General features: G+C 61.1%; 21 protein-coding genes and 1 pseudogene. 8 read left to right on the top strand and 14 right to left on the bottom strand.

Annotation, left to right across the window (positions count from 1 at the left end):
- Positions 1 to 21: 21 nt before the first annotated feature.
- Positions 22 to 780, bottom strand: coding sequence for an SDR family oxidoreductase (locus OKW35_RS21665; protein WP_429353012.1), 759 nt, complete (start codon positions 778 to 780; stop codon positions 22 to 24).
- Between the two features lie 309 nt (positions 781 to 1,089).
- Between OKW35_RS21665 and OKW35_RS21660 the strand changes: the two genes are divergently transcribed.
- A complete protein-coding gene (locus OKW35_RS21660; protein ID WP_429553103.1) occupies positions 1,090 to 2,052 on the top strand; it encodes a 2-hydroxyacid dehydrogenase in 963 nt (320 codons plus the stop codon).
- Positions 2,053 to 2,425: 373 nt separating this feature from the next.
- Here OKW35_RS21660 and OKW35_RS21655 read toward each other — a convergent pair whose 3' ends face one another.
- The 4 genes from OKW35_RS21655 to OKW35_RS21640 all read right to left on the bottom strand — a co-directional run bounded on the left by OKW35_RS21655 (position 2,426) and on the right by OKW35_RS21640 (position 5,803).
- Positions 2,426 to 3,097, bottom strand: a complete 672-nt coding sequence (locus tag OKW35_RS21655; RefSeq protein WP_429553102.1) for a hypothetical protein — start codon at positions 3,095 to 3,097, stop codon at positions 2,426 to 2,428.
- A gap of 30 nt (positions 3,098 to 3,127) precedes the next feature.
- Positions 3,128 to 3,544 (bottom strand): hypothetical protein, encoded by a 417-nt coding sequence (locus OKW35_RS21650; RefSeq protein ID WP_429553101.1) that lies wholly within the window; start codon positions 3,542 to 3,544, stop codon positions 3,128 to 3,130.
- 518 nt (positions 3,545 to 4,062) lie between these two features.
- Positions 4,063 to 5,235 carry an RES family NAD+ phosphorylase gene (locus OKW35_RS21645; RefSeq protein WP_429553100.1) on the bottom strand — a complete coding sequence of 391 codons (1,173 nt, stop codon included), beginning with the start codon at positions 5,233 to 5,235 and terminating at the stop codon, positions 4,063 to 4,065.
- 217 nt (positions 5,236 to 5,452) lie between these two features.
- Positions 5,453 to 5,803, bottom strand: coding sequence for a VOC family protein (locus OKW35_RS21640; protein ID WP_429553099.1), 351 nt, complete (start codon positions 5,801 to 5,803; stop codon positions 5,453 to 5,455).
- Positions 5,804 to 6,160: 357 nt separating this feature from the next.
- Between OKW35_RS21640 and OKW35_RS21635 the strand changes: the two genes are divergently transcribed.
- The 3 genes from OKW35_RS21635 (at position 6,161) to OKW35_RS21625 (ending at position 8,906) form a co-directional block, all read left to right on the top strand.
- Positions 6,161 to 6,583 carry a TonB family protein gene (locus OKW35_RS21635; RefSeq protein ID WP_187615799.1) on the top strand — a complete coding sequence of 141 codons (423 nt, stop codon included), beginning with the start codon at positions 6,161 to 6,163 and terminating at the stop codon, positions 6,581 to 6,583.
- A 178-nt stretch (positions 6,584 to 6,761) separates the two neighbouring features.
- Positions 6,762 to 6,887, top strand: coding sequence for a hypothetical protein (locus tag OKW35_RS21630; protein WP_260321215.1), 126 nt, complete (start codon positions 6,762 to 6,764; stop codon positions 6,885 to 6,887).
- 54 nt (positions 6,888 to 6,941) lie between these two features.
- Positions 6,942 to 8,906, top strand: a complete 1,965-nt coding sequence (locus tag OKW35_RS21625; protein WP_429553098.1) for an enterotoxin — start codon at positions 6,942 to 6,944, stop codon at positions 8,904 to 8,906.
- A gap of 20 nt (positions 8,907 to 8,926) precedes the next feature.
- On the opposite strand, the gene OKW35_RS21620 is transcribed toward OKW35_RS21625, so the two are convergent.
- Entirely contained in the window at positions 8,927 to 10,798 is a 1,872-nt protein-coding gene (locus tag OKW35_RS21620; protein WP_429553097.1) for a beta-galactosidase, read from the bottom strand.
- A gap of 298 nt (positions 10,799 to 11,096) precedes the next feature.
- Here OKW35_RS21620 and OKW35_RS21615 point away from each other — a divergent pair, with 298 nt between their 5' ends.
- Positions 11,097 to 11,588, top strand: coding sequence for an aminoacyl-tRNA deacylase (locus tag OKW35_RS21615; RefSeq protein ID WP_090807449.1), 492 nt, complete (start codon positions 11,097 to 11,099; stop codon positions 11,586 to 11,588).
- A gap of 122 nt (positions 11,589 to 11,710) precedes the next feature.
- Here the strand turns inward: OKW35_RS21615 and OKW35_RS21610 are convergent, their stop codons facing one another.
- On the bottom strand, positions 11,711 to 11,998 hold the full coding sequence (locus OKW35_RS21610; protein ID WP_429553096.1) for a hypothetical protein: 288 nt from the start codon (positions 11,996 to 11,998) through the stop codon (positions 11,711 to 11,713).
- A gap of 108 nt (positions 11,999 to 12,106) precedes the next feature.
- On the opposite strand from OKW35_RS21610, the gene OKW35_RS21605 reads away from it, so the two are divergent.
- Together OKW35_RS21605 and OKW35_RS21600 are read left to right on the top strand one after the other, a co-directional pair.
- Positions 12,107 to 13,306 (top strand): diguanylate cyclase domain-containing protein, encoded by a 1,200-nt coding sequence (locus OKW35_RS21605; RefSeq protein ID WP_429553095.1) that lies wholly within the window; start codon positions 12,107 to 12,109, stop codon positions 13,304 to 13,306.
- A gap of 146 nt (positions 13,307 to 13,452) precedes the next feature.
- A complete protein-coding gene (locus OKW35_RS21600; protein WP_184061661.1) occupies positions 13,453 to 14,145 on the top strand; it encodes a cytochrome b/b6 domain-containing protein in 693 nt (230 codons plus the stop codon).
- A gap of 44 nt (positions 14,146 to 14,189) precedes the next feature.
- Here the strand turns inward: OKW35_RS21600 and OKW35_RS21595 are convergent, their stop codons facing one another.
- Both OKW35_RS21595 and ilvD read right to left on the bottom strand, forming a co-directional pair.
- A complete protein-coding gene (locus OKW35_RS21595) occupies positions 14,190 to 14,651 on the bottom strand; it encodes a CHRD domain-containing protein (RefSeq protein WP_429553094.1) in 462 nt (153 codons plus the stop codon).
- Positions 14,652 to 15,306: 655 nt separating this feature from the next.
- Complete coding sequence (ilvD, locus tag OKW35_RS21590; protein WP_429553093.1) at positions 15,307 to 17,169, bottom strand: dihydroxy-acid dehydratase; 1,863 nt, start codon at positions 17,167 to 17,169, stop codon at positions 15,307 to 15,309.
- Positions 17,170 to 17,648: 479 nt separating this feature from the next.
- Between ilvD and OKW35_RS21585 the strand changes: the two genes are divergently transcribed.
- Positions 17,649 to 19,040: a short-chain fatty acid transporter gene (locus tag OKW35_RS21585; protein WP_090807457.1), complete on the top strand. Its 1,392-nt coding sequence runs from the start codon at positions 17,649 to 17,651 to the stop codon at positions 19,038 to 19,040.
- Positions 19,041 to 19,142: 102 nt separating this feature from the next.
- Here OKW35_RS21585 and OKW35_RS21580 read toward each other — a convergent pair.
- The 5 genes and pseudogenes from OKW35_RS21580 to OKW35_RS21560 form a co-directional block, all read right to left on the bottom strand.
- Positions 19,143 to 19,259, bottom strand: a pseudogene (locus OKW35_RS21580) (ABC transporter substrate-binding protein); the annotation flags it as partial.
- A 37-nt stretch (positions 19,260 to 19,296) separates the two neighbouring features.
- Positions 19,297 to 19,740: an NUDIX hydrolase gene (locus OKW35_RS21575; protein WP_429402556.1), complete on the bottom strand. Its 444-nt coding sequence runs from the start codon at positions 19,738 to 19,740 to the stop codon at positions 19,297 to 19,299.
- A gap of 23 nt (positions 19,741 to 19,763) precedes the next feature.
- Positions 19,764 to 20,408 carry a LysE family translocator gene (locus OKW35_RS21570; RefSeq protein WP_090807461.1) on the bottom strand — a complete coding sequence of 215 codons (645 nt, stop codon included), beginning with the start codon at positions 20,406 to 20,408 and terminating at the stop codon, positions 19,764 to 19,766.
- Between the two features lie 89 nt (positions 20,409 to 20,497).
- Positions 20,498 to 21,478, bottom strand: a complete 981-nt coding sequence (locus tag OKW35_RS21565) for a substrate-binding domain-containing protein (protein WP_429553092.1) — start codon at positions 21,476 to 21,478, stop codon at positions 20,498 to 20,500.
- Complete coding sequence (locus OKW35_RS21560; RefSeq protein ID WP_429553091.1) at positions 21,475 to 22,854, bottom strand: leucine-rich repeat-containing protein kinase family protein; 1,380 nt, start codon at positions 22,852 to 22,854, stop codon at positions 21,475 to 21,477. The genes OKW35_RS21565 and OKW35_RS21560 overlap by 4 nt, the downstream gene beginning before the upstream one ends.
- Positions 22,855 to 22,925: the final 71 nt, after the last annotated feature.

Genomic DNA, 22,925 nt, shown 5'->3' with positions numbered 1-22,925 from the left:
TTTAGTTGGCTTAAGGGCGATTTATCCGCGGCCGACGAACGGCATGGCGGTCGCCATGATGGTCATATTGAGAACATTGGCTTCGAGCGGAAGACTGGCCATGTGCACGACTGCATTCGCCACGTGCGTCACATCCATTCTTGCTTCGGGTGCCAGGCGTCCGTCCGCTTGCAGTACGCCGTGGTTCATCCGTTCAGTGAGCGATGTGGCGGCGTTGCCGATGTCGATCTGGCTGCAGGCGATGTTGAATGCGCGTCCGTCCAGCGCGATCGATCTGGTGATGCCAGTCACAGCATGTTTTGTTGCCGTATAGGCAATGGTATGCGGCCTTGGCGAGTGGGCGGAGATCGATCCGTTGTTGATGATTCGTCCGCCTTGCGGGGACTGTGCCTTCATCAAACGATAAGCGGCGCGAGCGCAGAGGAAAACGCCGGTCAGATTGGTGGCCACGACGTCGTTCCAGAAGTCGACTTCGTAGTCTTCCAGAGGGACAGCCCCAGCATTGCGCCCCGCGTTGTTGAACAGCACGTCGAGCCGACCGAATGCCTCGGCAATTCCCGAAAACGCGTGCTCGACCGATGCTGCGTCGCCAACGTCGGCCTGGAATACATCCGCTTCTCCCCCCGCCCTGCCGATTGCTTCCTTTGTTTCCAGCAGCGGCTCGGCTCTGCGCCCGATCAGCGCGACGGCGAATCCTGCGTTAGCAAGTGCGACGGCGGCGGTTCGGCCGATGCCGGAGCCGGCGCCCGTCACGGCTGCGAACTTCTTCGATGCAGACATTTCCTTTCCTCTCGTCAAGTCAATTGGACATGGGAAACAGAGTTGCATTCGCATCAGGGGTTGAGCAATCTTGATTCATTGAATCAACATCCGCGGGCCTTGCGGATGGGGATCGCATCAGGGTTTTCCTGATGCGCGTGTGGCCGCAAGCAAGATTGAAGAGGGACAAGACGGAAACAGATCGCAACGCGCAGGCGCCGCGAACAATAGGGGCGAGTCATCACCGAGGAGTTGATTCATCCAATCAACATTGACGGCCCGGTCAGCGATTTCGTAGTCTCTCGACGTGTGCCTACCAAAGGAAAAACCATGTCGGAAGATAAACGCACCAGCCTGTTGATTGCGCGAACGGTTCCCACCGCCGTGGCTAATCGCGCTGCGGCCGAATTCCATGCCTTCGTGACCGAGTCCGATATGAATTCGTGGTCTGTCGTCGACTTCTGCAAGAAGCACGACGTGCCGGCCGTACTCATCGGGAAAAAATCCGGCCTGCAAGCGGAACACATTGCCGCGCTGCCTTCGACGGTCAAGATTATTGCGAACGCGAGCGCGGGCTTCGATCACATGGACGTAGCGGCGGCCCGTGAAAGGGGAATCGTCGTGACGAACGCGCCCGATGCGTTGACCGAGTGCACAGCCGATTTTTCCATGCTGCTCTTGCTGGCTGCGTGCCGTCGCGCGTCAGAATACGAACGGATCATGCGCAACGGATGGGGCAAATCGTTCGGCATGACCGAGATGCTGGGTATGCGAGTGAATGGCAAGACGCTCGGCATCGTCGGATTTGGGCGTATTGGACGGGCGGTCGCTAAGCGTGCGCAGGGATTCGGCATGCGCGTGATCTACACGGACATGCACCGTGCGGCCCCGTCGCTGGAAAATGGCGCGACCTTCTATGCCACTCTCGACGAAATGCTGCCGCACTGCCAGGTCCTCACGCTGCACGTGCCGGGTGGAAGCGTCCCGCTCATGACGAAAAGAGAGTTTGGACTCCTTCCCGCAGGCGCGATTTTTGTTAACGCGGCGCGTGGCGGCCTGGTGGACGAAGATGCGCTTTATGACGCCCTGACGTCGGGTCATCTGTTCAGCGCGGCTCTGGATGTGTACCGGGACGAGCCCAACGTCGACAAGCGGTTTGCTGAGCTCGACAACGTGTTCCTGACGCCCCATATGGCCAGCGCAACGATCGAGACCCGCGACCAGATGGGCTTTACGGCGCTGGACAATATCGCCGCCGTGCTGGAAGGACGGCCCGCCTCGAATCCTGTCTAAGGCTCGCCCTCATCGTGACAGTAACGTTGCGACGCCGGCTGACCAGCCGTCTCCCGATAAACATCGACCGGTTGAATCCGCCACCGCAAGCAGCCGTTGGTTTCGCATCGGGCCGAAGGGCGGCAGTGGGTCGCTATGTAAATCTGCGCATAGTTGCGACCTGAGCATAGGGGTCGATCAGCGACGCTCGGGACGCACGCCTGAGCGCTTGGCGTACGAAAAAATCCCTTTATTGACGGCACCCCTGATAGCACATGGCGTGATCCTCCGAGGTTCGGCACGCTAGATCAGCATGAACGATTCCTGCGCGAATTTAGCGGTGCAACGAAGGCACGTATGCGAGCACTCTTGCCCGCGCGAACCAGGCCCGAAGCTAGGCATCGGTTGGATACAGATACCTCAAGCATTTCTCGAATTTCTCTTGCAGCTCAGCGGACCGTTCAAGTTCAACAATATAGTTTTCGATAGATGTAGAAATATCGTCCGAGAACTTGCCGAGTCGAACGTGCACTCGATGTGTGTGAGGGCATTCCCAGGGCGAGTCGCGCGTAAGCGTGCCGGCGTGCTCCTTGATCTGAATGGCGGGGCCGTCGAAGTCCTCATAGATCCTCCAGACCAGCCGGCGTCCTGCATTCCGTTTATCTTCGTCAATCCAGACGCCAGATGGGATGCTTCGATGCGCTACCGCGTTCCTTATGAATTCGTGCAAGACCCGCACTGCATCGTCATCGTAAACACCGGGAAGAAATTTCTTTAAAAAGCGAGCTATGTCTCTCCAACCGGCCTTAAACGTATTCCCCGTGTCTCTACCCGGTCCACGATAGAAGCACGCCATGTACTCCAACATGCTGCAACACGCCATCAGCGCGGGAAAGTATGCGTGGGTTTCCTTGCCCGGGCGCTCCGGATCAGGAATTCCCGTGAGGCATATTTTCATGTCTTTCTGGTATCCCTTGAGCCGTCCACGCAAAAACCGGGGCGCGAACGTTGCGAGTTCGCCTTCGGACCCTCTGGCGCGGCTCTGCTTGGATTTGGCGCTTTTCATAGAAAGGAGAGTTCTGTCTTAGCTTCGAGGCTAACGGTGACCCTTGCGGCACAGGGTATAGTGGCCTGCGACGTCCGGGTGTGGCGCGCCGAGACTTGGTTCGCCCTTGCACGCATACTCTTTGGGCAGCGGTTGCCCAGTCAAATGCGAGCGCTGCTCGTACAGGGAGCCAACAAAGCCGGTTGCGTCGTTGCTCGCTTGCATGGCGTCCATGCATTGTGTGAACTGCGTATCGGCGTTGTTAGGCAGCCCCGACTCCCGTTGAGCCATAGCGTAGCCCGCATTCCCGCAGATGGTGTTGGCGGCGTTGCCTGCCGCTGTCGCCGCCTGCTTTGCGTCAGCAATGCGCGCGTCAAGCTCCTGCAGACTGCTGGCATCGGGCGCAGCAGTCGCGTAGGCCGCCAATGGGAGGGCTGCCAAAGCGGCTACCGCAAGCATCCATTTCATGATTCACCCGGAGCGCTTCACGCTTGTAGTCTATCGCCGTTGACCTGGCTCGGGCCGTCGTAGCGATTCCCGACCGGGGTAATTCTATTTCTATATCGCGGCGCCTCTTAGCGTATCTGTCAACGACGTTCGTCGCCTCGATCTACACCACCATCTAGTACGAGGCGGTTTGCTTCGCGTCGATATAGGCCAGCTTGACCCATGCGAAAGCCTGCGGGCCTATCAGTTCCTCTGTGCAGCCGGTGTAGGCGCAGAAATGTTCGAAGTCGTCCATCGCGGTATGGCCGCCTTCGTTCGGTTCAGGCGGCACGAGCAGTCGGCCAGTTTGCGACGTTCGACTCAGACGTCAGAATGACGACAATCTCATTGTCACGGTTCGCCAGACAGGCGTTCGCTCAGCCCACAGACGGTTCTCGCGCGCTCCGGTGCGACGAGGCCGGCGTGGGCCACGACTTCGCGACATGCATGGCAGTCGCCCCAGTTACCTAGGTCGACGACTACCTGCGTCCTACCCGACATCAATCCTCGTCAAACAGGTCGGGGAACACTCTTCGTTCAAAATCAAAGTGGGTCTCTACAGGGACAAGAAGCGGGAGCGCCGACAAAAGCTGCTTTCCTCGCTCATCGTCCTCCCTCCACCCAATTACCTGCTGAAGAAGGTTAACACCGTAGTCGATGGATCGCTCAGTGACTGCAGAAACCTCGAAGGTGAAATTGCCGTCATTTGACTTGCCCGTGATTTTTAATTCGAACCCGGCGTAAAACCTCATGCAAAGAGCTGCTTGTTTTGCCTCTATGGCTAAGTTTTCAGCGCGCGGATCAGCTACCGATCGATAATAGACACCTGCCAGAGGGTGCTTTAGGTGAGGATTGTTGGGATCGAGGCGCCCACGCGCGTAAAGACGTGCGAATGCAGCGGTAATTTTGTAGCGAGACGATTGCGCTTCGTCGATAGGCTCTGTGAATTTGCTGTTGATGTACGACGCGAGCACCTTGAATGCCTGCACATCTTGCGTCGGTGCCCGTCCCGGTGGCATGGAGAAAGTGACAAATGGCTGGCAAACTGCCCAGATCGAAATATATACAGTCTCGCCCACCTCTGTGCCCACCTCTCTAAGCGCGGCCTGGACATTGTCGCAACAGTAAAGCATCGGCACGCCGGGGGAATTACACCGCTGAAATCTAGTGATGACTTGCGCTGGCGGTGCGAATAGCTGCGCAACGCATTCCGGCCGGCACGGCAGATCACGGCGCGCGCGATAGTATATTGCGCCTTCAGGCGGGGCCATTGTGATCGTTCCCGCGCCTCTCAGCATGCCGTCAACTTCATCGATCACATGCCCGAAGTCCACTGTCTCCAAATCCATCGCGTTAAGCCGAGCAATTGCAGAATCAAGCTGTGCGCGGCCTAGACTAAATCCCGAGCTGGGCGCGGACGTCATAAAATGATTGACATGCTCGATGACAAGGCACTCGACGTCTTTGTCCTTGATAATCCGATTCGCTTCGTCTACGAGCACCCCGGCAAGTTCCCGCTTATTTGCGACGTGCTTCACGATTTGTCTAAGAGCGCTTCGACGGATTTTGCCGGCTTGAGTCGGACCAAAGGTTTGTATCGACCCATAAAACAGCAACCCGACCCAATCTTTATCGTTAATCGCTAGATCCCAACGGAAAGACATGAGGTACATATTGGCCGCGCTAAGGTCAAAGAAGTGATATTACCCTGACGGTAAGCAGAAACGCCGTGGGGCACCGCGTTGCTCCCTAAGTTTTGGGCACCGACAATCGCGCGATGTAGTTCTGCCGGGGTTTCAGCGCGTTTTTGATGCGTCGTGGCGCATCGGACAGGGACCGGCCACAAGCAGCCCGTCGAAATGGCCACGCAGATCGTCGACAATATTCAGGTTAGCCGTAGAGCCCAACGCAATTTTCCCAAGGGTCGCGCAGCATGCACATCCGCTTTCCATCTTCCACTTGGCCTGGCCCACGATAAAGCGTGGCACCTATGTTCAAAAAATGCTTTAGCGATTCATCGAAGTCATCGACGGTCCAGTAGACGACTGTGCCCGCCGATCCCGCCGATAATTTTGCATCGGCGGGAACAATTTCGAGTCTGATGCCATTGAATTTGAGGTATGTCAGATTGAACTCTGCAAGAAAGCGCCTCTCAGCGCCTCGAAAAGCTGACTGGTACCAGTCCAATGCGGCCGGCACGTCTGGCACATACACAAGCACTGCACATATTTGCGAGTTCATGCGGTTTCTCTTTTGTGTCGACGCTGAACGAGGTGGAGCAAGATCGCGATTCGCGATATTGGTCGAAAAATCTGCTTTAGCAAAGTGGGCGACCTAATTGTTGAACTGAGAGAGCGCTTTGTCGGTGCCCATTTGTCCGCTATTGTCGAGGCATGCAAATCGCATAGGGCTGTGGCCGGGCAGTTTGAGACGTTCGACACGCACAGGTAGGTCGTTGACGATCGTGCTGTCTCAACGAATATAGGGCCAGTGCTCGGGGTAATATCTCTTCCGAAACACCACAAAGCGGGCCAGATGCAACGTTGCATCTGGCGAGACGCCGCCATCAAGTATTGACTGGAAAGAGAACAGATAGCCGTGAGAAAAGAATCAGTCCTGCTTGCGATTACCGCGATGCTGCTAAGCGGTCCTTGCCGCCCGATTGAACCTGATGGATCGGTACCGCAGCATGGCGCCTCGCAACCTTCCGCAGCGGCCATGTCGGAGTACGCGCTCGCGGTTCGGAAGCGGATATTGCCCGTCACGAATGCCTTGGTGACCGACGGCGACAAAGCCACTGACGCTGTTTTTCCCGTGGAGATCGACGCCGAAGGTAACGTGTTATCAATTACCGTGAAGACCTCAAGTGGTGATTCAAGGTACGATAATGATTGCATGGAAGCGATAAAAAAAGTGGGATTGCCCAAACCTCCCCAAGGTATGCCGTTGAGATTGAATCTTGTTGTTCGCACCTTTCACCGTATTCGCGATTGGGTCTACAGGCCCGTCCATGCGAACTGAACCGAGGATCGTGTCGCGCGGGTAGCCGTCCACGAGCCGTCCACGGCGTCTTTCTGATGCAGACGCAAATTTGGAACGTCTGCTAAGCGGTTCAGTGAGGGGCCGTTGTGGGTCGTAAGTACGCGCTGGCGGATTTGAGAGTCGCCGCTCCGGAGCCGCCTCGGGCGAGCGCTACGGTGTGCCCGGCAACGAAGCGGTGCTCAACGCGTTCTTGCGCTACCACCATACGCAGGGGCTTTCCGAGCGGATAATGACTATCGACGAACTGTTCGCGCCCTCCACCACGGCGCAGTTCGTTATCTGACGCCATTCGCGGAGCGGCGAAAATCTCTTCCTCTGGCCCGAGACAGGGTTCTCCATGCGCGCCAACCATGCTTTGTCCACGCAAACTGGCATGCCCGTGCTCCAGACGACGGGCCATATCTCCTCGTTCGGCAACGACGCGATTGCATTGCGCTGGACGAACGAGGACAAACGTCTCGCCGGTTTCTCACTGATCGACTGCGAGCGCAAACGCACGTTGCGCATCGTCGCGCCGTTCACGCTCACGCTCGCTGACGGAACCACCATCGGCCTGGCCGAGCTGAGGGTCGTTGCGCCCGTGAGCGACGCTGCGCTCGAACCCAACCCACACGCGTCCCGCTTGGGCGAACGAATCGCAGGGCGACGCGCGAGCGTCTCCCTGGTAGATACACATGGACGCCTAAAGGTGCAATGGAGCGTGGAGCAGCGCGAAGGGTCACGATATCTGCGCGTCCAGCTGGCGATTACCGCGCTTCTTCAGGACGAAGCAATTGCTGCCGTGTCGTTGCTGAAGACGCGCGCTCCAGGCGCCAGGGCCAGTAGTGAGCGCAAGGGCACGCCGGTCATTGCGGGCAACTTCTATCTGGGCTTCGAGCACCCGCTGGCGACAAGTCAGGTGAAGGGCGACAGCCTCAGCTTCATGCTGCATCGCGCGTTGCCGCTGGAGAAAAACAGGACGCTGGTCTACTCCGCTGTGGCAGGTGTAGCCAGCGACGGCCAGGTTCGGCGCGACTTCGGCATCTATCTGGAGCGGGAACGGGCTCGCCCGTATCGCCCGTTTCTGCACTACAACAGTTGGGGCGACATCGGCTACCTCACGCCGTACACGCAGGAGCAAGCCCTCGAGCGCATCGCAACAATCGGCCACGAGTTGCGCACAGCGCGCGGGGTGCAGATCGATTCGCTTCTGTTCGACGATGGCTGGGACGACCTTGGCGGCGGCTGGCAATTCAGCAAGGCATTTCCACATGGCTTCGTTCCGCTGCGCGACGCTGCCGCGCGATTCGGTGCCGCTCCCGGCATATGGCTTTCCCCGTGGGGCGGCTACGGTATGCCGAAACAGGAACGCGTGACGCGAGGACGTGCCGCTGGTTATGAGGTCATCGACAACGGTCTCGCATTATCGGGGCCGACGTATTACCGGCGCTTTCATGAAGTCGTGATGGACTTGCTCGACAAGGGCGGCGTCAACCATTTCAAGTTCGACGGCACAGGCAATGCCGACAGGGTGTTCCCCGGCAGCCTGTTCGACAGCGATTGGGACGCAGCGATTCAACTGATCGAGGACATCCGCGCGGCCAAGCCCGAAATTTTCATTAATCTCACCACAGGTACGCATCCGTCGCCGTTCTGGCTGCGCCACGTCGACTCCATCTGGCGCGGCGGCAGCGACGATGGCCTGGCGGGCAGCGGCACCAACCGCGAGCGCTGGATCACATACCGCGACATGCAGACGTATCACAACGTCGTGGAGCGCAGTCCGCTCTTTCCACTCAATTCGCTGATGCTGCACGGCATCCCCTACGCGCAGTGCAATCCACGCCTCAATGCGTCGGCGGGCGACGCATTCTCCAACGAAGTGTGGTCGTTCTTCGGGACCGGCACGCAATTGCAGGAGCTCTACATTACGCCGGCGCTGCTGGGCGAGCACGACTGGGATGTGCTTGCGCGCGCCGCCCAATGGGCGCGCGAAAACGGCGACATTCTTCGCGACAGTCATTGGATCGGCGGAGCGCCGGACGAACAGGCGGCCTATGGTTGGGCGGCGTGGGCGCCGCACAAGGCGATCGTGACGCTGCGCAATCCTCACAGTCGCACGCAACGCTTCACACTCGAGCTGCGGCGCCAACTGGAACTGCCGGATCACGCGGCGGCACGATTCGAATCGCGCAGCCTTGGGCGTGCGGGGGATTCCGGTATTCCTGCTCAACTGGACGCTGATCTGTCGCAAGCAGTGCAACTGGCGCCGTTCGAAGTGCTCACGCTCGAACTGCTGCCGGTTGCCGCCGCGAAGCGGTGAAGGGGGACGAGGCGTAGGCCCTAGTACAACCTGTCGGCCAGTTGAATCAGCTTTGCCTCGATCTGATGGAGGTCGAAGACCAGCACCTCGTTGTTACCTTGCACGAGCCACGGCGCGGGACAATACAGGCGCTTTTGCGGGCCGATGTTCCAGTAGCGTCCGAGATTGTGGCCATTGACCCAGACGATACCCTTAGTCCAGTTGCTCATGTCGAGCCAGGTGTCGCCGACTTCAGTCAGCAGCACGTTCGCCTTATAAAAGAGACCGGGTTTCCGTGGGTTCGTGCAGTCTTCGTTGAGGTTGGCGATAAACGTTTCATCCATCGGCAGCAGGTAGATGTCCCATTCCTCGAGCAACGCGAGCGAGCCGTCGACGTGTTTCATCGTGACCGGCTCGAGCAGACCTTTACGGTCAACGATCGCGGGTCCGAAGTTGACGCGCCCCATGGCCTCGACGAGTATCTCCAGCGCGACCTGGCCGTGCGGGTTCGACCCGTGGTTGTGCCGCGCCGAAGGCAGGGCAAGCGGCGCGCGATGCATCATGTGGAGCGACTGCGCGTACTTCTGCGGCAGTTGCGCTCTCGATACGCCGCCCGCGTACCGTTCACCAAGGAAAACCGTTGCGTAGTCGTGAACGGCGCTGATATCCAGCACACCGCGCGCGTGCTCCGGCAAAGACTTGCGATACAGCACGAAGCCAAACGCCTGACCGTAGCGTTCAAACGACTGCGGCTCGACGCCATGCTCGCGTGGCAGTGCCGCGGGCAGGTTGTCCCAGATCGAGGCGTAGAGCGTTGGCATCAAGGCCTCAGCGCCTGCGCAGTCAAGCGTGGCGATGACCTCGGGTATGGCTGGCAAGGGTTCGGGCAGATAGCTGGCGATCAGGTCTCGGTACTTGATGTACTTCGGCGTCGCCATGCCTTGCTCGCTGATCGGCGCGCAGTAGTCGTAGCTCGTGATGTCGGGCTGATAGTTGCCTGAAGCGTCCACGTTCGCGCCGGCAAAAAAGCCAAAGCTCGTGCCGCCGTGAATGACATACAGGTTGAACGACAGCCGCGCCTGCATGAACGTGGCCAAGGTACTGGAGAGGTCGTAGTCCACGCCCGCGAACCCCGCTTCGCCCCAATGCGTGAGCCACCCTGGGTACACCTCGCCAGCCATCGCGGGCACCGAGGGGAATTCGCGGCGCACGGTTGCGATCTGCGCTGCGTCGCCGTTGCTCAGCGCGATCGCGCCGCCCGTTACCGTGGTGCGATTGCGTTCGAGTTGCGGCAGACCGTCTTCGGTGTAGAACGGCCCGGTTATGCCTCCTGCTAGCCAAAGCTGCCTGAGCTCTTCGAGGTAAGCCGGATTGCTCGCATACGAACCGAATTCGTTCTCGATCTGGATCATCAGGATCGGTCCGCCGTGCTCGCTCATCAATGGCTTGATATGCGGAACCAGTTCGTCGATATAGCGAGCCACCGCCGCCATGTAGCGAGGATCGGTGGCCGAGTCGGTCCGCAACTGGATGTCCGGATCGCGCAACAGCCAGGAAGGGAGGCCGCCCAGATCCCACTCCGCGCACACGTAAGGTCCGGGGCGCAACAGCACCCACATCTGCTCGGCTTGGCACAGGCGGATGAAGGCCTCGATATCGCGATTCCCGCTGCGGAAGTCGAACACGCCTCTATGCGTCTCGTGGTAATTCCACATGATGTACAACGCGATGCAGTTCATCCCCATCGCCCTTGCCATGCGGATCCGGTGTCGCCAGTACTCGCGCGGGATGCGGGCTGGATGCATCTCGCCGCTGCGAATCTGGAACGGCAGGCCGTCGAGCAGGAAATGTTCGCCGTCGGGGCTAAAGGAGAAGGTATGGCTGCGTTCGAGGTTCACGATGGGCGTTGTCAAGTTGACGAATGCAGGCTACCTGTAAATCGGCTGCACCTGCGAGAACGGTAGAACGCAGCTCCTTAACGATCAACAGCTTGCGAATTTTTTCGGTCCGCGGCGGCGCCATGCCTCGCACGGACCAGGTGTCGTTCGCCGGGCCGGCCGACCAACGTCAGCTGAGGAACGGCGGATTCAACCGGTGGACGCGATCGCTCGATGGAATCGTTCAGCTGGCGTGCGTATTGCCGATGCGTGAACTATTCTGAAAAGATCGCAATTGTTCATTCCTTTTCAGGTATTCGACAGGAGGTGTGCCATGTCGATGTCGCCAACCTTGCAGGACTGCCTGCGCAGCAAGGGTTCCCGCTACGAAGTCGTGCGTCACCCATACAGCCACTCGAGTATCGAAACGGCTGCTGCGGCGCACATTCCGGGCGACCGCCTCGCCAAGACCGTGCTCCTCGAAGACGAACACGGCTACGTGGCCGCCGTGCTGCCGTCAACTTACGCCGTGCAGCTCTCCGAACTCTGGAGCAAGACAGGGCGCCGGCTCGCCCTGGCCACGGAAGTCGAACTGCGCGAATTATTCAAGGACTGCGATGTGGGTGCGCTGCCGCCAATTTGTATGGCGTATGGCATGAAAACCTACCTGGAATCCAGCCTGGCAGGCCAGCCCGACGTCTACTTCGAGGCGGGCGATCACGAAGAACTGATTCATATGGAAGCGGATCAGTTCCTCATGCTGATGGACGATGCGGAGCGCGCCCATTTCGCCCGGCGGATGCGAGGGTTGAGCGGGCGGGCCTGACTCAACTGGCCAGCCCGTGCGCCGGCCACGATAATTTGACCGCCTTTGGGTTCATTTGTCAGGGGGTAACTAATCAGCGGAAGCTAGAATTTTTTTCCAACTTCCGCTTGATTAGTCACGCGTCATTGCGCCAACTGCCAGCGCAGCACCGGATGCGTCGCGCCGGCAGGCATCGCCCACACCCCCGTCGGACTGAAGTCATCACCGACGAATGATGCCGGTGTGCTCATCTGCGCGGTGGTCAGCCCGTTCACCGCGGGAATCGGCGTGCCGTACACGACGCCGGCTGTGGCGGTCGTGGTGTCGGTGTCCCAGTACACATCGTTCCCGATCGTGCCGGTATTGGCCCGCGCGATGCCGATCGGCTGATAGGACGGCTGAGTCACGAGACCGGTTGCGAATCTCCCCACGACCCATTCCGATATCATTTCGCAAGGATGCGCGGCATTTGCCGTTATCACGTATGTAGTCTCTAACCTTTTTCCCCGTTGCAGCGGGGACGCGCTCTGAAGTCAGCGATGAAAGTCGATCTAGCCACGCTTTACCTTCTTGTGATCGGAACCTTGTTTGCCAGTTCCGCCATGATGTATTGGGAACACCTGTCCCATCCCAAGCGCGGCAAGGAATTGCGAATGCTGGCGGCCGGCTATGCGACCCTTGGAATCGGTTGCGCGGCGGCTGCATTTCGGGTTCAACTGCTCGGTGCAGTTGGCCCCGCAGTGAGTAATCTCGTGATTCTCACCGGCTATCTGCTCGTCCTGGACGGTGTGGCAATGTTCAACGGCCGGCGATATCTCGCGAGCTCGATCGGGTTGCTTCTGCTGATGGGGCTCACGTGGGCCGTGGCTGGCGTGCGTTGGCAGGCTGCCGTCTGGATGTACGTCAGCGCCATCCCGATCGCGCTGGCTTCCGCCATGACGTCGCTCGAACTGCTGCGAGGCGACGGCATGCCGGCGGTTCAATCCCGGCGCGTCGCCGTGGCGGTAACGGGCATCCACGCGCTGTTTTACGTCGCCCGGGCTTTCGTGCTGCCATGGCTGGTGCCGATCTTCGGGCCGCGCGTGCTGGCTGTCTCCAGCGAAATCACGATGTACGAAGGGGTTCTCTACTCGGTCATTTTGCCGATGACCTTGCTCCGGCTGACCCGGGAAGAAATTCATGGTGAGCTTTTGCAGGAGTCCCGCACGGATTACCTGACTCGCCTCGGGAATCGAAAGTTGTTTTTCGAAGAGGGGGAGCGGGTTATCAGCGACCACGGCATAAATCGACTACCCGTCACACTTCTTGCGTTCGACCTCGATCACTTCAAGAGAATCAACGACCACTTTGGGCATAAGACCGGCGACGAGGTTTTGAGGTCATTCGCGGAAACGGTTCGAGCCGTGACGGGTACGGACGCGATTCTTGCACGCATCGGCGGCGAAGAATTTGCCGCCCTGCTGCCGGGCTACGACAGCGACCGCGCAAAAAAGCTAGGCGAGAACGTTCTCAGCCGGTTCGCCGCAATGTCCCATGGCGCCGACGGCGACCGGATTCACGCCACCGTCAGCATTGGACTCGCCGAGTCAAGTCGCGAAACGGCTTCCCTCACCGACCTGCTCTCAGCCGCCGACCAGGCGTTGTATCGAGCCAAGTCGCTGGGCGGCAATCGGCTTGAACTGACGCCAACGACCGCGCTCGCCACCGCCAGTTGCTCTTCGAGTGGCAATCGGATTTAAGCTCCCGCCGGCTAGAGTGTGGGGAAGTTTCCGGTCCCGCTCGAAACACTGAATTCGTTTGCCAGCACGGCTCCGTCGATTTTCCGCGTGGCCGAGGAGCCACGGGGATTTTCGTCCGAGCGCGATCGCGCACGCAGGTACGACACATGGATGCTCACGAACCCGACACGCGGCCGACCCAGCCCGTAACCCGCCCTGTCCTTGTCTGGGACGCGCCGGTGCGGTTGTTTCACTGGCTGGTGGTCGTGCTGGTCACGGCCGCGTATGTCACGTTGAAGCTGAACTGGATCGACTGGCACGTGCGCGTCGGCGAGACGCTGCTCGCCCTTGTTATTTTCCGGCTGCTGTGGGGCTGCTTTGGCAGTGAGACCGCCCGCTTTCGCAGTTTCGTGGCATCACCCGCGGCTGCGCTTCGTCATTTGCGCCGCCTGTTTCATCGCGAGCCCGATGTGCAGGTAGGCCACAATGCGGCCGGCGGCTGGATGGTTCTATTTTTGCTCGTCTTGCTGCTGACCGAGACGCTGAGCGGGCTCTACGTCAACAACGACATCGCCGACGAAGGGCCGTTTAGCGAACTGGTGCCCGTGTGGCTCGCCAACGCAATCTCGGCGTTGCACGGCCTTGTCTGGTACGTGCTGCTCGCCGCGGTGGTACTGCACGTGCTCGTGATCGCCCTCTACGCGGTAGTGAAGGGACACAATCTGCTGCGCCCGATGCTGACCGGCTACAAATTGCTGCCCTCGTCCGTGGACGCGCCGCGGCAGGCGCCAGCGCTGCTGGCGCTGCTGCCATTCGGCGTCGGCGTTGCCGTGGTGATGCTGCTCGCGGCTTATCTGTGAGCCTGCCGCAAACCCGCTCTCCGGGCGCGGCTACCGTGCCTGCTTCAGCTGCCCTTCGGCGGCTTCACCTGGCCGCGAATTTCGCCATTCGGATTGTTCTTCGTGTGAACGTTGATGTACATGTCACCGGCTTCGAACATCTTGGCGTCGTCCGGAGATAGCGTGGCCTGACCGGTGATCGGGCTCGTCACCTCCATGTTGCCCTTCTGCGACAACCAGACTTTTATGCCAGCGTTTTTACCGGCCGGGGCGGGTCCGTGGAAATGCGCCATCGTGGTCGGACTCGTCAATCCGCTGAAGCTGATGTTCCAGGTGACGACCCGCGTGCTGGGGTCGTACGTGAGCTTGGCGGTGCCGCTGCCAGGCGTCTGCACCGGCGGAACCTGTTGGGCGCCCGTCAAAGGCACCTCAAACGAGACGGGCGCCGCTTGCGCCAAGGTCAGCGTACCCGCCAAGGCCAAACCACCGAACACCATGAAAGCGCGCCGCGTGATGGATCGTGACATCTGGTTTTCTCCTGTTGGGTTTGCCCTTGGTGAGCGGGCGATTATTGAAGACTGCAGAAGACCTCGTAGGCGTTGTTGGCAGCCAAACAAGTGAGTCAAGCATAGACGCAAGCAGGCCGTAACGCGAAGGTTGCATGAGGCCGAAATCCGGCTATGTCTGGCGACCGCCCCGTTACGTCGACGCCAGATGAGTCTGTCCAGCGATTCGAAAGGAAATCGTCGGGCGAAAATCGTTGAAATTTGATCTGGCGCGAAAAATTCTTCCGGTACGAGATGCGCTTCGTGCGGAGGCAGCGGATGTAACTGGCGCGACCTGGTGTTGCGCCAGGAGCCTTTCGGTGACGGCGATACCGTTGCCTCGGCGATGGCGAGAGCCGATACAGCGCTCTATGCCGCGAAAGCCAACGGCAGAAACTGCGTGATGCTGGCGGGGTCGTCGTAGCGTGCCGATGACATCGTTTCCAGTTTTTCGGCTTAGGAAAAGGCTCCGCGCAGGGCTGCGCAGGAGACGCCTAAGCGATCGTCCATTCGCACTGGCACTGCAAAAAAAACCGGCATGCAGTCGCCCGCATACCGGTCTCTATTGGGGCCCAGTCGCGTCACCGCGAACAGGGCCGCCGCGCTGATCCGCGCCAGTCCGCGCTTTATTGGCGCTTTACTTGCGCTTCAATTGCGAAATATCGCGCACCGCGCCGCGATCGGCCGAGGTCGCGAGCGCCGCATACGCCTGCAATGCCTGCGACACGACACGCTCGCGATTGGTTGGCTGCCATGCGTCGTCGCCGCGCGCTTCCATCGCCGCGCGACGGCGTGCGAGCTCTTCGTTCGACACCGCGAGATGCATCTTGCGCTGCGGAATGTCGATCTCGATCACGTCGCCGTCTTCGACCAGACCGATCGTGCCGCCTTCCGCCGCTTCCGGCGACGCATGGCCGATCACGAGGCCCGACGAGCCGCCCGAGAAACGGCCATCGGTAAACAGCGCACAGCTCTTGCCGAGGCCCTTCGACTTCAGATACGAAGTCGGGTACAGCATTTCCTGCATGCCCGGACCGCCCTTCGGACCTTCATAGCGGATCACCACGACGTCGCCCGGCACGACCTTGTCACCGAGAATCGCGTCGACCGCGTCGTCCTGGCTTTCGAACACGCGCGCGCGACCCGAGAACAGCCACTGCGATTCGTCGACACCCGCGGTCTTCACGATACAGCCCTTCTCCGCGAGATTGCCGTACAGCACCGCGAGGCCGCCATCCTTCGAGTACGCGTTGTCCTTGCTGCGGATACAGCCGCTCTTGCGGTCCGTGTCGAGCGTCGCGTAGGTCGCTTCCTGGCTGAAGGCGACCGTGGTCGCAATGCCGCCCGGCGCCGCGCGGAAGAATTTCTGCGCTTCCTCGCCCGCGTCGCCGGCGATGTCCCACTTCGCGATCGCGTTGCCGAGGGTGCCGCTATGCACGTTGCCGCACGACAGATCGAGCAGCTCCGCGCGCGCGAGTTCACCGAGAATGCCGATGATGCCGCCCGCGCGATGCACGTCCTCGATGTGGTACTTGTCGGTCATGGGCGCGGCCTTGCACAGGCACGGCACCTTGCGCGAGATACGGTCGATGTCCGACATCGTGAAATCGACGCCCGCTTCCTGCGCGGCGGCCAGCAGGTGCAGCACGGTGTTGGTCGAGCCGCCCATCGCGACGTCGAGCGTCATCGCGTTTTCGAACGCCTGCTTGGTGGCGATGCTGCGGGGCAGGACCGAGGCGTCCTCTTCCTGATAGTAGCGGCGGCACAGATCGACGACCAGGCTGCCCGCCTGCTCGAACAGGCCCTTGCGCCATGCGTGCGTCGCGACGATGGTGCCGTTGCCCGGCAACGCGAGGCCGATCGCCTCGGTCAGGCAGTTCATCGAGTTCGCGGTGAACATGCCCGAGCACGAACCGCAGGTCGGGCACGCGCTGCGCTCGACTTCGGCGACTTCGGCGTCGCTGATCTTCGGATCGGCGGCCTTGATCATCGCGTCGATCAGGTCGATCTTCGCGATCACCTGGCCGTCGGTCGGCGACTTGATCTTGCCCGCTTCCATCGGACCGCCCGACACGAACACGACCGGAATGTTCAGGCGCATCGCGGCCATCAGCATGCCCGGGGTGATCTTGTCGCAGTTCGAGATGCAGACCATCGCGTCCGCGCAGTGCGCGTTGACCATGTACTCGACCGAGTCCGCGATCAGTTCACGCGACGGCAGCGAATACAGCATGCCGCCGTGGCCCATCGCGATGCCGTCGTCGACGGCGATCGTGTTGAATTCCTTCGCCACGCCGCCGGCCGCTTCGATCTGCTTCGCGACCAGCGCGCCCAGGTCGCGCAGATGCACGTGGCCCGGCACGAACTGCGTGAACGAATTCACGACCGCGATGATCGGCTTGCCGAAATCGTCGTCCTTCATGCCGGTGGCGCGCCACAGCGCGCGGGCCCCGGCCATGTTGCGGCCATGAGTCGAAGTGCGTGAGCGATAGTTAGGCATCTGTATCCTCAGGTATTGCTGTTATCGGTTTTGATGAGCGCCCGCGCGGGCGTGGGGATCGCAGCGCGGACTTTGCGCTGGGAACGAATAGTGCAAGAACGCCAGTAAGACGTCCAATATATTTTTTCTGCGTAATTAGGTCGAGGAAAGTATTAAACGATGCCGCGACCGCTCGGCCGATTTCACCTTTCTTGACATTGCCCGCTCCCACCGCGAATAATGCAGCGTTCGTTTAACGAAACCGTGTTCACCGTAAGAACATTGAAACGGAAACAGAGGTCTTTTCGAGCGCAACACCGGGTTCGAGGCCAGGCGCGCCCAAGCCTGGGCCCACCCTCCTGGATTCGCGCCAATCTGTCCGCTGTGATCAAGATCAGGTAAGGCAAGTTTGCCGCCAATACGCGCCAGCACCCCGCGCCGGCGCGCCGTACCCGCCCCTCCGCCCAGCACAGGGCCGGGCACTACACAGAGTCACACACATGAAGCGAGACACTCCCCCTCACGCCGCCGGCCGACCGGCCGCTTCGCGCGGCATCGTCGAAGGGCTGGTTTATGTTTTCGAGCAGGTCATGCCCGACCCGTTCGTACTGTCGATCTGCCTGACGTTCTTCGTCGCCGTGCTGGCGATGCTGATCGCACCGAACGGCACATTGCCGACGCTGCTCGATTCCTGGTACACCGGCACGTTCGGCATTCTGGGCTTCGCGCTGCAGATGATCCTGATCCTCGCGACCGGCTACGCGATCGCGGAAGCGCCGATCGTGCAACGCGGTCTGCGCGCGCTCGCCTCGCATGCGAACTCGCCGACGCGTGCCGCGCTGCTCGTGTTTCCGGTCGTCGCGGTTGCCGCGTGGCTCAATTGGGGGCTCGGGCTCATCGTCGGCGCGTTGCTGTCGCGGGAAATCGCGCGGCGCGTCGACGTCGACTTCGCATGGCTCGTCGCGGGCAGCTATTCGGCCTGGTCGATCTGCAACAGCGGGCTGTCAAGTTCGATCGCGCTATCACAGGCATCCCACGGCAATGCGCTGAATCTCGTCGAGAAAGCGACCGGCCACGTAGTGCCGCTCAGCGAAACCATCTTCGCGCCGTTCGTGTTCATTCCGACCGTGCTGGTCGTCGTCGTGATGACCGCGATCTTCATCAAGATGCATCCGAAGGCGGAGAACGTCGTCGCGTTTCGTCAGAGCGGCGAAGCAGCCGCCGACGCGCCGAGCGACGACCCGCATGCCCGCGCGAGCAGCGAGACATCGCTCGCGGCGCGCCTCGAACAGTCGATGCTCGGCACACTGCTGATGCTCGCGCTCGGCATCGGCTATCTGGCGCTGACGTGGCACAAGGAAGGATTCGATCTCGACATCAACAACACGATCCTGATCTTCCTGATGATCGGTCTCGCGCTGCAACGCACGCCGATCGCGTACGCGAATTCGATTCGCCGCGCCGCGCGTCAGACCGGCTCGATGCTGCTGCAATATCCGATGTACGGCGGGATCATGGGCATCATGAAGGGCACGGGTCTCGCGTCGATGATCGCGAAAGCGTTCGTGACGATCGCGTCACCGGTCACGCTGCCGCTGTGGAGCTATCTGAGCTCGCTGATCATCACGCTGCTGGTGCCGAGCGCCGGTGGCCACTGGGCGGTGCAGGGTCCGTTCGTGCTGCCCGCGGCGCTCAGCCTGCATGCGTCGGTGCCGCGCACCGCAATGGGCGTCGCGATGGCCGAGAATGTATCGAACATGCTGCAGCCGTTCTGGGCCGTGCCGATCGTCGCGATCGCGGGTATCCGGATTCAGCGCGTCATGGGCTATACGGCGGTGACGTTCGCGGTGTCGCTGGTGATTTACGCGGTGGCGTTGTGGCTCGTGCCGTAACCACAATGACCTGAGTCGAACGATCTCGCTACCGTCAAAACAAAGGGCCGATGAAGCAATGCTTGATCGGCCCTTTGTGCTTTCGCGGCGTACCGCTCGCTGTTACATCTTGACGACGTCCGGCAGCGTCTTTTTGCCGTCCTTGTAGTCGTACAGCGAGATCACGCCGTGCTGAAGGTCGCCCTTCGCGTCGAACGTCGTTTCGCCGGTCACGAGCGTCGCTGTAGATCTTCGAGGCCGGAATCGACGCGCGAGTTCAGGTGGCCCACCACGGCTTGAAATCGGCCAGCATCACACCGTCGCGGATATGCGCGAGAGCGGCCGCCACGTAGTCGACGACCGGTGCCGGTGGATGGTCCGGCTTCGCCCACACGAAGCCCGAGCACTTGTGCGGCTCCATGTTCGCCAGTTCGCCCTGCCATGAACGGCACACGAGAAAGAAGCTGATGCGGTTCGTGTCCGAATCGCGCCGCATCACGAGTTTGAATTCGAGCGCGCCGGGCGCGATCGTCACACCGGCTTCTTCTTTCGATTCTCGAATCGCGCATGCCTCGATCGATTCGCCCGGTTCGAGATGGCCGGCAATCAACGCGTACTGGCCGTCCCTGAAACCGGTATTCGCGCGCTGGATGAAAAGGCACTCGCCCTGCCCATTCAGGAACAGCACGTTCACATCGACGATGCTTTGCATTCGGCTCATTTTCTTGCCGGCATCATGACGGACTAGCCGCGTTGCGCGGTCAGCAGCTTGATGCCGAGCGCGACGAAGACGAGCCCGCTGCCGCGTTTGATGGCCGCGACCCAACGGCTGGCTCCGACGCGCGTATGGATACCTCGCACACCGAGCGAATAAATGGTGTGCACGAGCGCGACGGTGACCGCGATCGTCAGATACATCACGATGAACTGCTCCGACAGGCCGCGCTCATGGTCGATGAATTGCGGCATGAACGCCGATAGAAAGATCATCGTCTTCGGATTGCTTCCCGACACGAGCAAGGCTTCGCGGAATACCTTCTTGCGCTCGAACGTATAAGCGGACGATGCGACGCCCGCCGGCTGCGCGGCCCGCGATGCCTCTTTGTTGCCGCCGCGCAGTTGCCTGATGCCGAGATACACCAAATAACCCGCGCCGAGCACTTTCATCGCGACGAAGAGCGGCGGCAGCGTCGTCAATACCGCGCCGACACCTAGCGCCACGAGAGCGACGACGACTCCTTGCGCGAGCAGATTACCGGCGACGCTCGCCGCCGCGCCGCGGTTTCCATAGCGGACCGAATTGCGGATCACGAGCAGAACGTTCGGTCCCGGCGAAATGGTGGTGAGCAGATAGGCTCCGGCGAAAAGCAACCAGGTATGGAAGGACATGGCAGGCCCAGCGGTTCGTTGTGGTTGAATACCAATACACCGGACATCATCATGCCACGGAAAAAATCGCTGCCGCGTCGCGCGCCGCCTCAACGCTTCGAGCCCGTCACCAGTTGCAGCGGCGTCTCGATCACCTTCGACAACTCGCGCTGCTTGCGCCGCTCGGTCACCGCCTTCAACGCGAAGTCGATGCCGAACACGGTCTGGCGGCCGGCGAACTGGTTCATCGTCGCGAGCACGCGGCCGTCGGCGAGTAGCGGCTTGATCGCATCGATCGCGTCGTAGCCGGTGACATAGACGCCGCCGCCGCGACCCGCGTCGCGAATCGCGTCGACCGCGCCCATCGCCATGTTGTCGTTGCCGCATAACAGCGCGCGCAGCTGCGGATGCTCGGCCAGCATTTTCGCGGCCACGTCGCGGGCCTTGCCGTACTCCCAGTCACCCGACTCGACCGCGACGACCTGCACGCTCGCGGCATCCATCGCATCGCGGCTGCCGGCCGTGCGCTGCTGCGCATTGCTGCTCACCGAAATGCCTTCGATGATGCCAACCTGATCGCCGGGCTTCAGCCGCGTGGCCAGATATTGGCCGACCTGCTTCGCGCCGTTGCGATTGTTCGGCCCGACGAACGGCACCGAGATGCCGGCGGCCGCTTGCGCCGCATCGTCGAGCGGGTTGTCGATCGTGATCGTGATGATGCCGGCCTTGATCGCGCGCGCGATCACCGGGATCAGCGCCTTCGAGTCGGTCGGCGCGATCACGATCGCGTTCACCTTCGCCCTGATCGCCTCGTCGACCATGCGGATCTGCGCGGCGGTGTCGGTCTGTTTGGCCGTGCCCCGAATCGTCAGGCTGAATTGCGACGAGAAGTGGTCCTGGTAATTGCGCGCAGCGTCGACCATCGCGACCGTGAACGGGTCAGACATCGATTTGAGTACGAGCGCGATCTTCGGCTTCGTGCGGGGCAGCACTTCGGCGCCGGCATCGTCCGCGAACAGCGCGATGCCAGTGAGACCGGTTGCGGCCAGCGCGCCCGCGAGCAGCACGCGGCGGCGCATGTTCTGCGTCATGGCTTGACTCCTTCGCGGAGGTGCCGGTTGCGGACGGGCCGGTTGCGGAGGTGCCGATCGAACGACGCGACGCTGGCGGCAATTTCGTCGAAGAGCGGCCGGCTGTCGATATCTTCGCTCAGACAACGCGTCTTCAAGGCGGCGAGTTGCGCGTCGAGTCCACCGGATACGTCGCAACGCTCGAGCAGTTCTTCGAGCAGACAGCCGTACGCCCTCACTTCGAGCCGCTGCAACGCGATAGCGAGCTCGCGATCGCCAGCGTCAAAAAACGACGCCGCCCCGAAATCGCCGAGCAGCGCGCGCCCCGCGCCGCCGTGCAGGATATTGTGCGCGTACAGATCGCCGTGCATCACGCCGCCCCGATGCAGATGACTCGCGACCTTCGCGATGCCGCTCGCGATACCGAGCACCGTCGCAAGGTCGAAGCGCGCGTCGTCGCGATAGATGTCGCGCGTACACGATGCGAGGCTCGGCGGACCGGCGAGATTGGCGAAGCGCGTATCGATCAATCCCATCACGAGGCCATGCGTATCCGACGGATGCCCGATCACCTTGCCGAGCACGGGGATCAGGTTCGCATGTTCGCCGCCGCGAATGCAAGCAGCCATCTCGCAGTCGGGCAAACCGTCGCTCGTCACCGCGCCCTTGAACAGCTTGACGGCGACCGCACGCGGCGCGGGCTCGGTGTCCGCGTGCAGCGCCGCGCGATAGATGACGCCCGATGCGCCCTCGCCCAACGGCCGTTCGAGCTGCAACGCATCCCAACGAATGCCGCTGATCGGTGTGTCGATGAGCGCCGCCTGTTCGAGCGCCGCGTTGAACGGATTGCCCGCATACGCGAGCCACGCAAGCCGCGGCAGACGCAGCAACCAACGCGGCAATGCATCGAAACGATTCGCCGCGAGCCGCAGCAATTCGAGCCGCGTGCATGCGGCCAACTCCTCGGGCAGCGCGCGCAGCCGGTTGCCGGCAAGCATCAGCTTCTGCAGTTGCGTGCAGCGGCCGAGCTCCGCGGGCAAGCGTTCGAGATCGTTGTCGGTCAGAATCAGCCAACGCAGCAGCGGCGGCAGCGCGCGCGCCGGCACCTCGCGGATGCGATTCGACTTGAAGCCGATCATGCTCAGTTGAGCGCATTCGCCGAGCACGCCGGGCAATTCGGTGAACGGGTTGTTGGACGCGAACAGGATGCGCAGTTTGCGCAGACGCGGCAGATCGTCCGGCAGCGTCGTCAATGCGTTGTTCGACAGGTCGAGCACTTCGAGCGTATCGGCGAGATCGAAAATCTCGCGCGGAAATTCGCTCAGGCCGCACGCGAGTTTGAGTTCGCGCGCACCCGCCAGTCGCCCGGCCCGCAGTTGTTCTAGAGTCGTGGTCACAGTCGTGGGAAAGAAGATCGGGTAGCGCCCGCAGCGCGTCGTACCGAAGCTGTCGATTTTACTGAGTCGAA

It is taken from the genome of Paraburkholderia sp. MM5477-R1, from assembly GCF_050436385.1.
GTDB classification, from domain to species: Bacteria; Pseudomonadota; Gammaproteobacteria; order Burkholderiales; family Burkholderiaceae; genus Paraburkholderia; species Paraburkholderia tuberum.
The sequence above is the reverse complement of the archived record's forward strand: the minus strand, read 5'-3'. Positions and strand labels throughout refer to the sequence as shown.

Bases quoted from the DNA above. Each gene is read 5' to 3' on its own strand.
- OKW35_RS21615 (WP_090807449.1), top strand. From the start codon at position 11,097: ATGTCGATGTCGCCAACCTTGCAGGACTGCCTGCGCAGCAAGGGTTCC.
- OKW35_RS21650 (WP_429553101.1), bottom strand. From the start codon at position 3,544: ATGAAATGGATGCTTGCGGTAGCCGCTTTGGCAGCCCTCCCATTGGCG.
- ilvD (WP_429553093.1), bottom strand. From the start codon at position 17,169: ATGCCTAACTATCGCTCACGCACTTCGACTCATGGCCGCAACATGGCC.
- OKW35_RS21565 (WP_429553092.1), bottom strand. From the start codon at position 21,478: ATGACGCAGAACATGCGCCGCCGCGTGCTGCTCGCGGGCGCGCTGGCC.
- OKW35_RS21595 (WP_429553094.1), bottom strand. From the start codon at position 14,651: ATGTCACGATCCATCACGCGGCGCGCTTTCATGGTGTTCGGTGGTTTG.
- OKW35_RS21645 (WP_429553100.1), bottom strand. From the start codon at position 5,235: ATGTACCTCATGTCTTTCCGTTGGGATCTAGCGATTAACGATAAAGAT.
- OKW35_RS21600 (WP_184061661.1), top strand. From the start codon at position 13,453: ATGGATGCTCACGAACCCGACACGCGGCCGACCCAGCCCGTAACCCGC.
- OKW35_RS21575 (WP_429402556.1), bottom strand. From the start codon at position 19,740: ATGAGCCGAATGCAAAGCATCGTCGATGTGAACGTGCTGTTCCTGAAT.
- OKW35_RS21570 (WP_090807461.1), bottom strand. From the start codon at position 20,408: ATGTCCTTCCATACCTGGTTGCTTTTCGCCGGAGCCTATCTGCTCACC.
- OKW35_RS21640 (WP_429553099.1), bottom strand. From the start codon at position 5,803: ATGAACTCGCAAATATGTGCAGTGCTTGTGTATGTGCCAGACGTGCCG.
- OKW35_RS21660 (WP_429553103.1), top strand. From the start codon at position 1,090: ATGTCGGAAGATAAACGCACCAGCCTGTTGATTGCGCGAACGGTTCCC.
- OKW35_RS21625 (WP_429553098.1), top strand. From the start codon at position 6,942: ATGCGCGCCAACCATGCTTTGTCCACGCAAACTGGCATGCCCGTGCTC.
- OKW35_RS21605 (WP_429553095.1), top strand. From the start codon at position 12,107: ATGAAAGTCGATCTAGCCACGCTTTACCTTCTTGTGATCGGAACCTTG.
- OKW35_RS21655 (WP_429553102.1), bottom strand. From the start codon at position 3,097: ATGAAAAGCGCCAAATCCAAGCAGAGCCGCGCCAGAGGGTCCGAAGGC.
- OKW35_RS21585 (WP_090807457.1), top strand. From the start codon at position 17,649: ATGAAGCGAGACACTCCCCCTCACGCCGCCGGCCGACCGGCCGCTTCG.
- OKW35_RS21665 (WP_429353012.1), bottom strand. From the start codon at position 780: ATGTCTGCATCGAAGAAGTTCGCAGCCGTGACGGGCGCCGGCTCCGGC.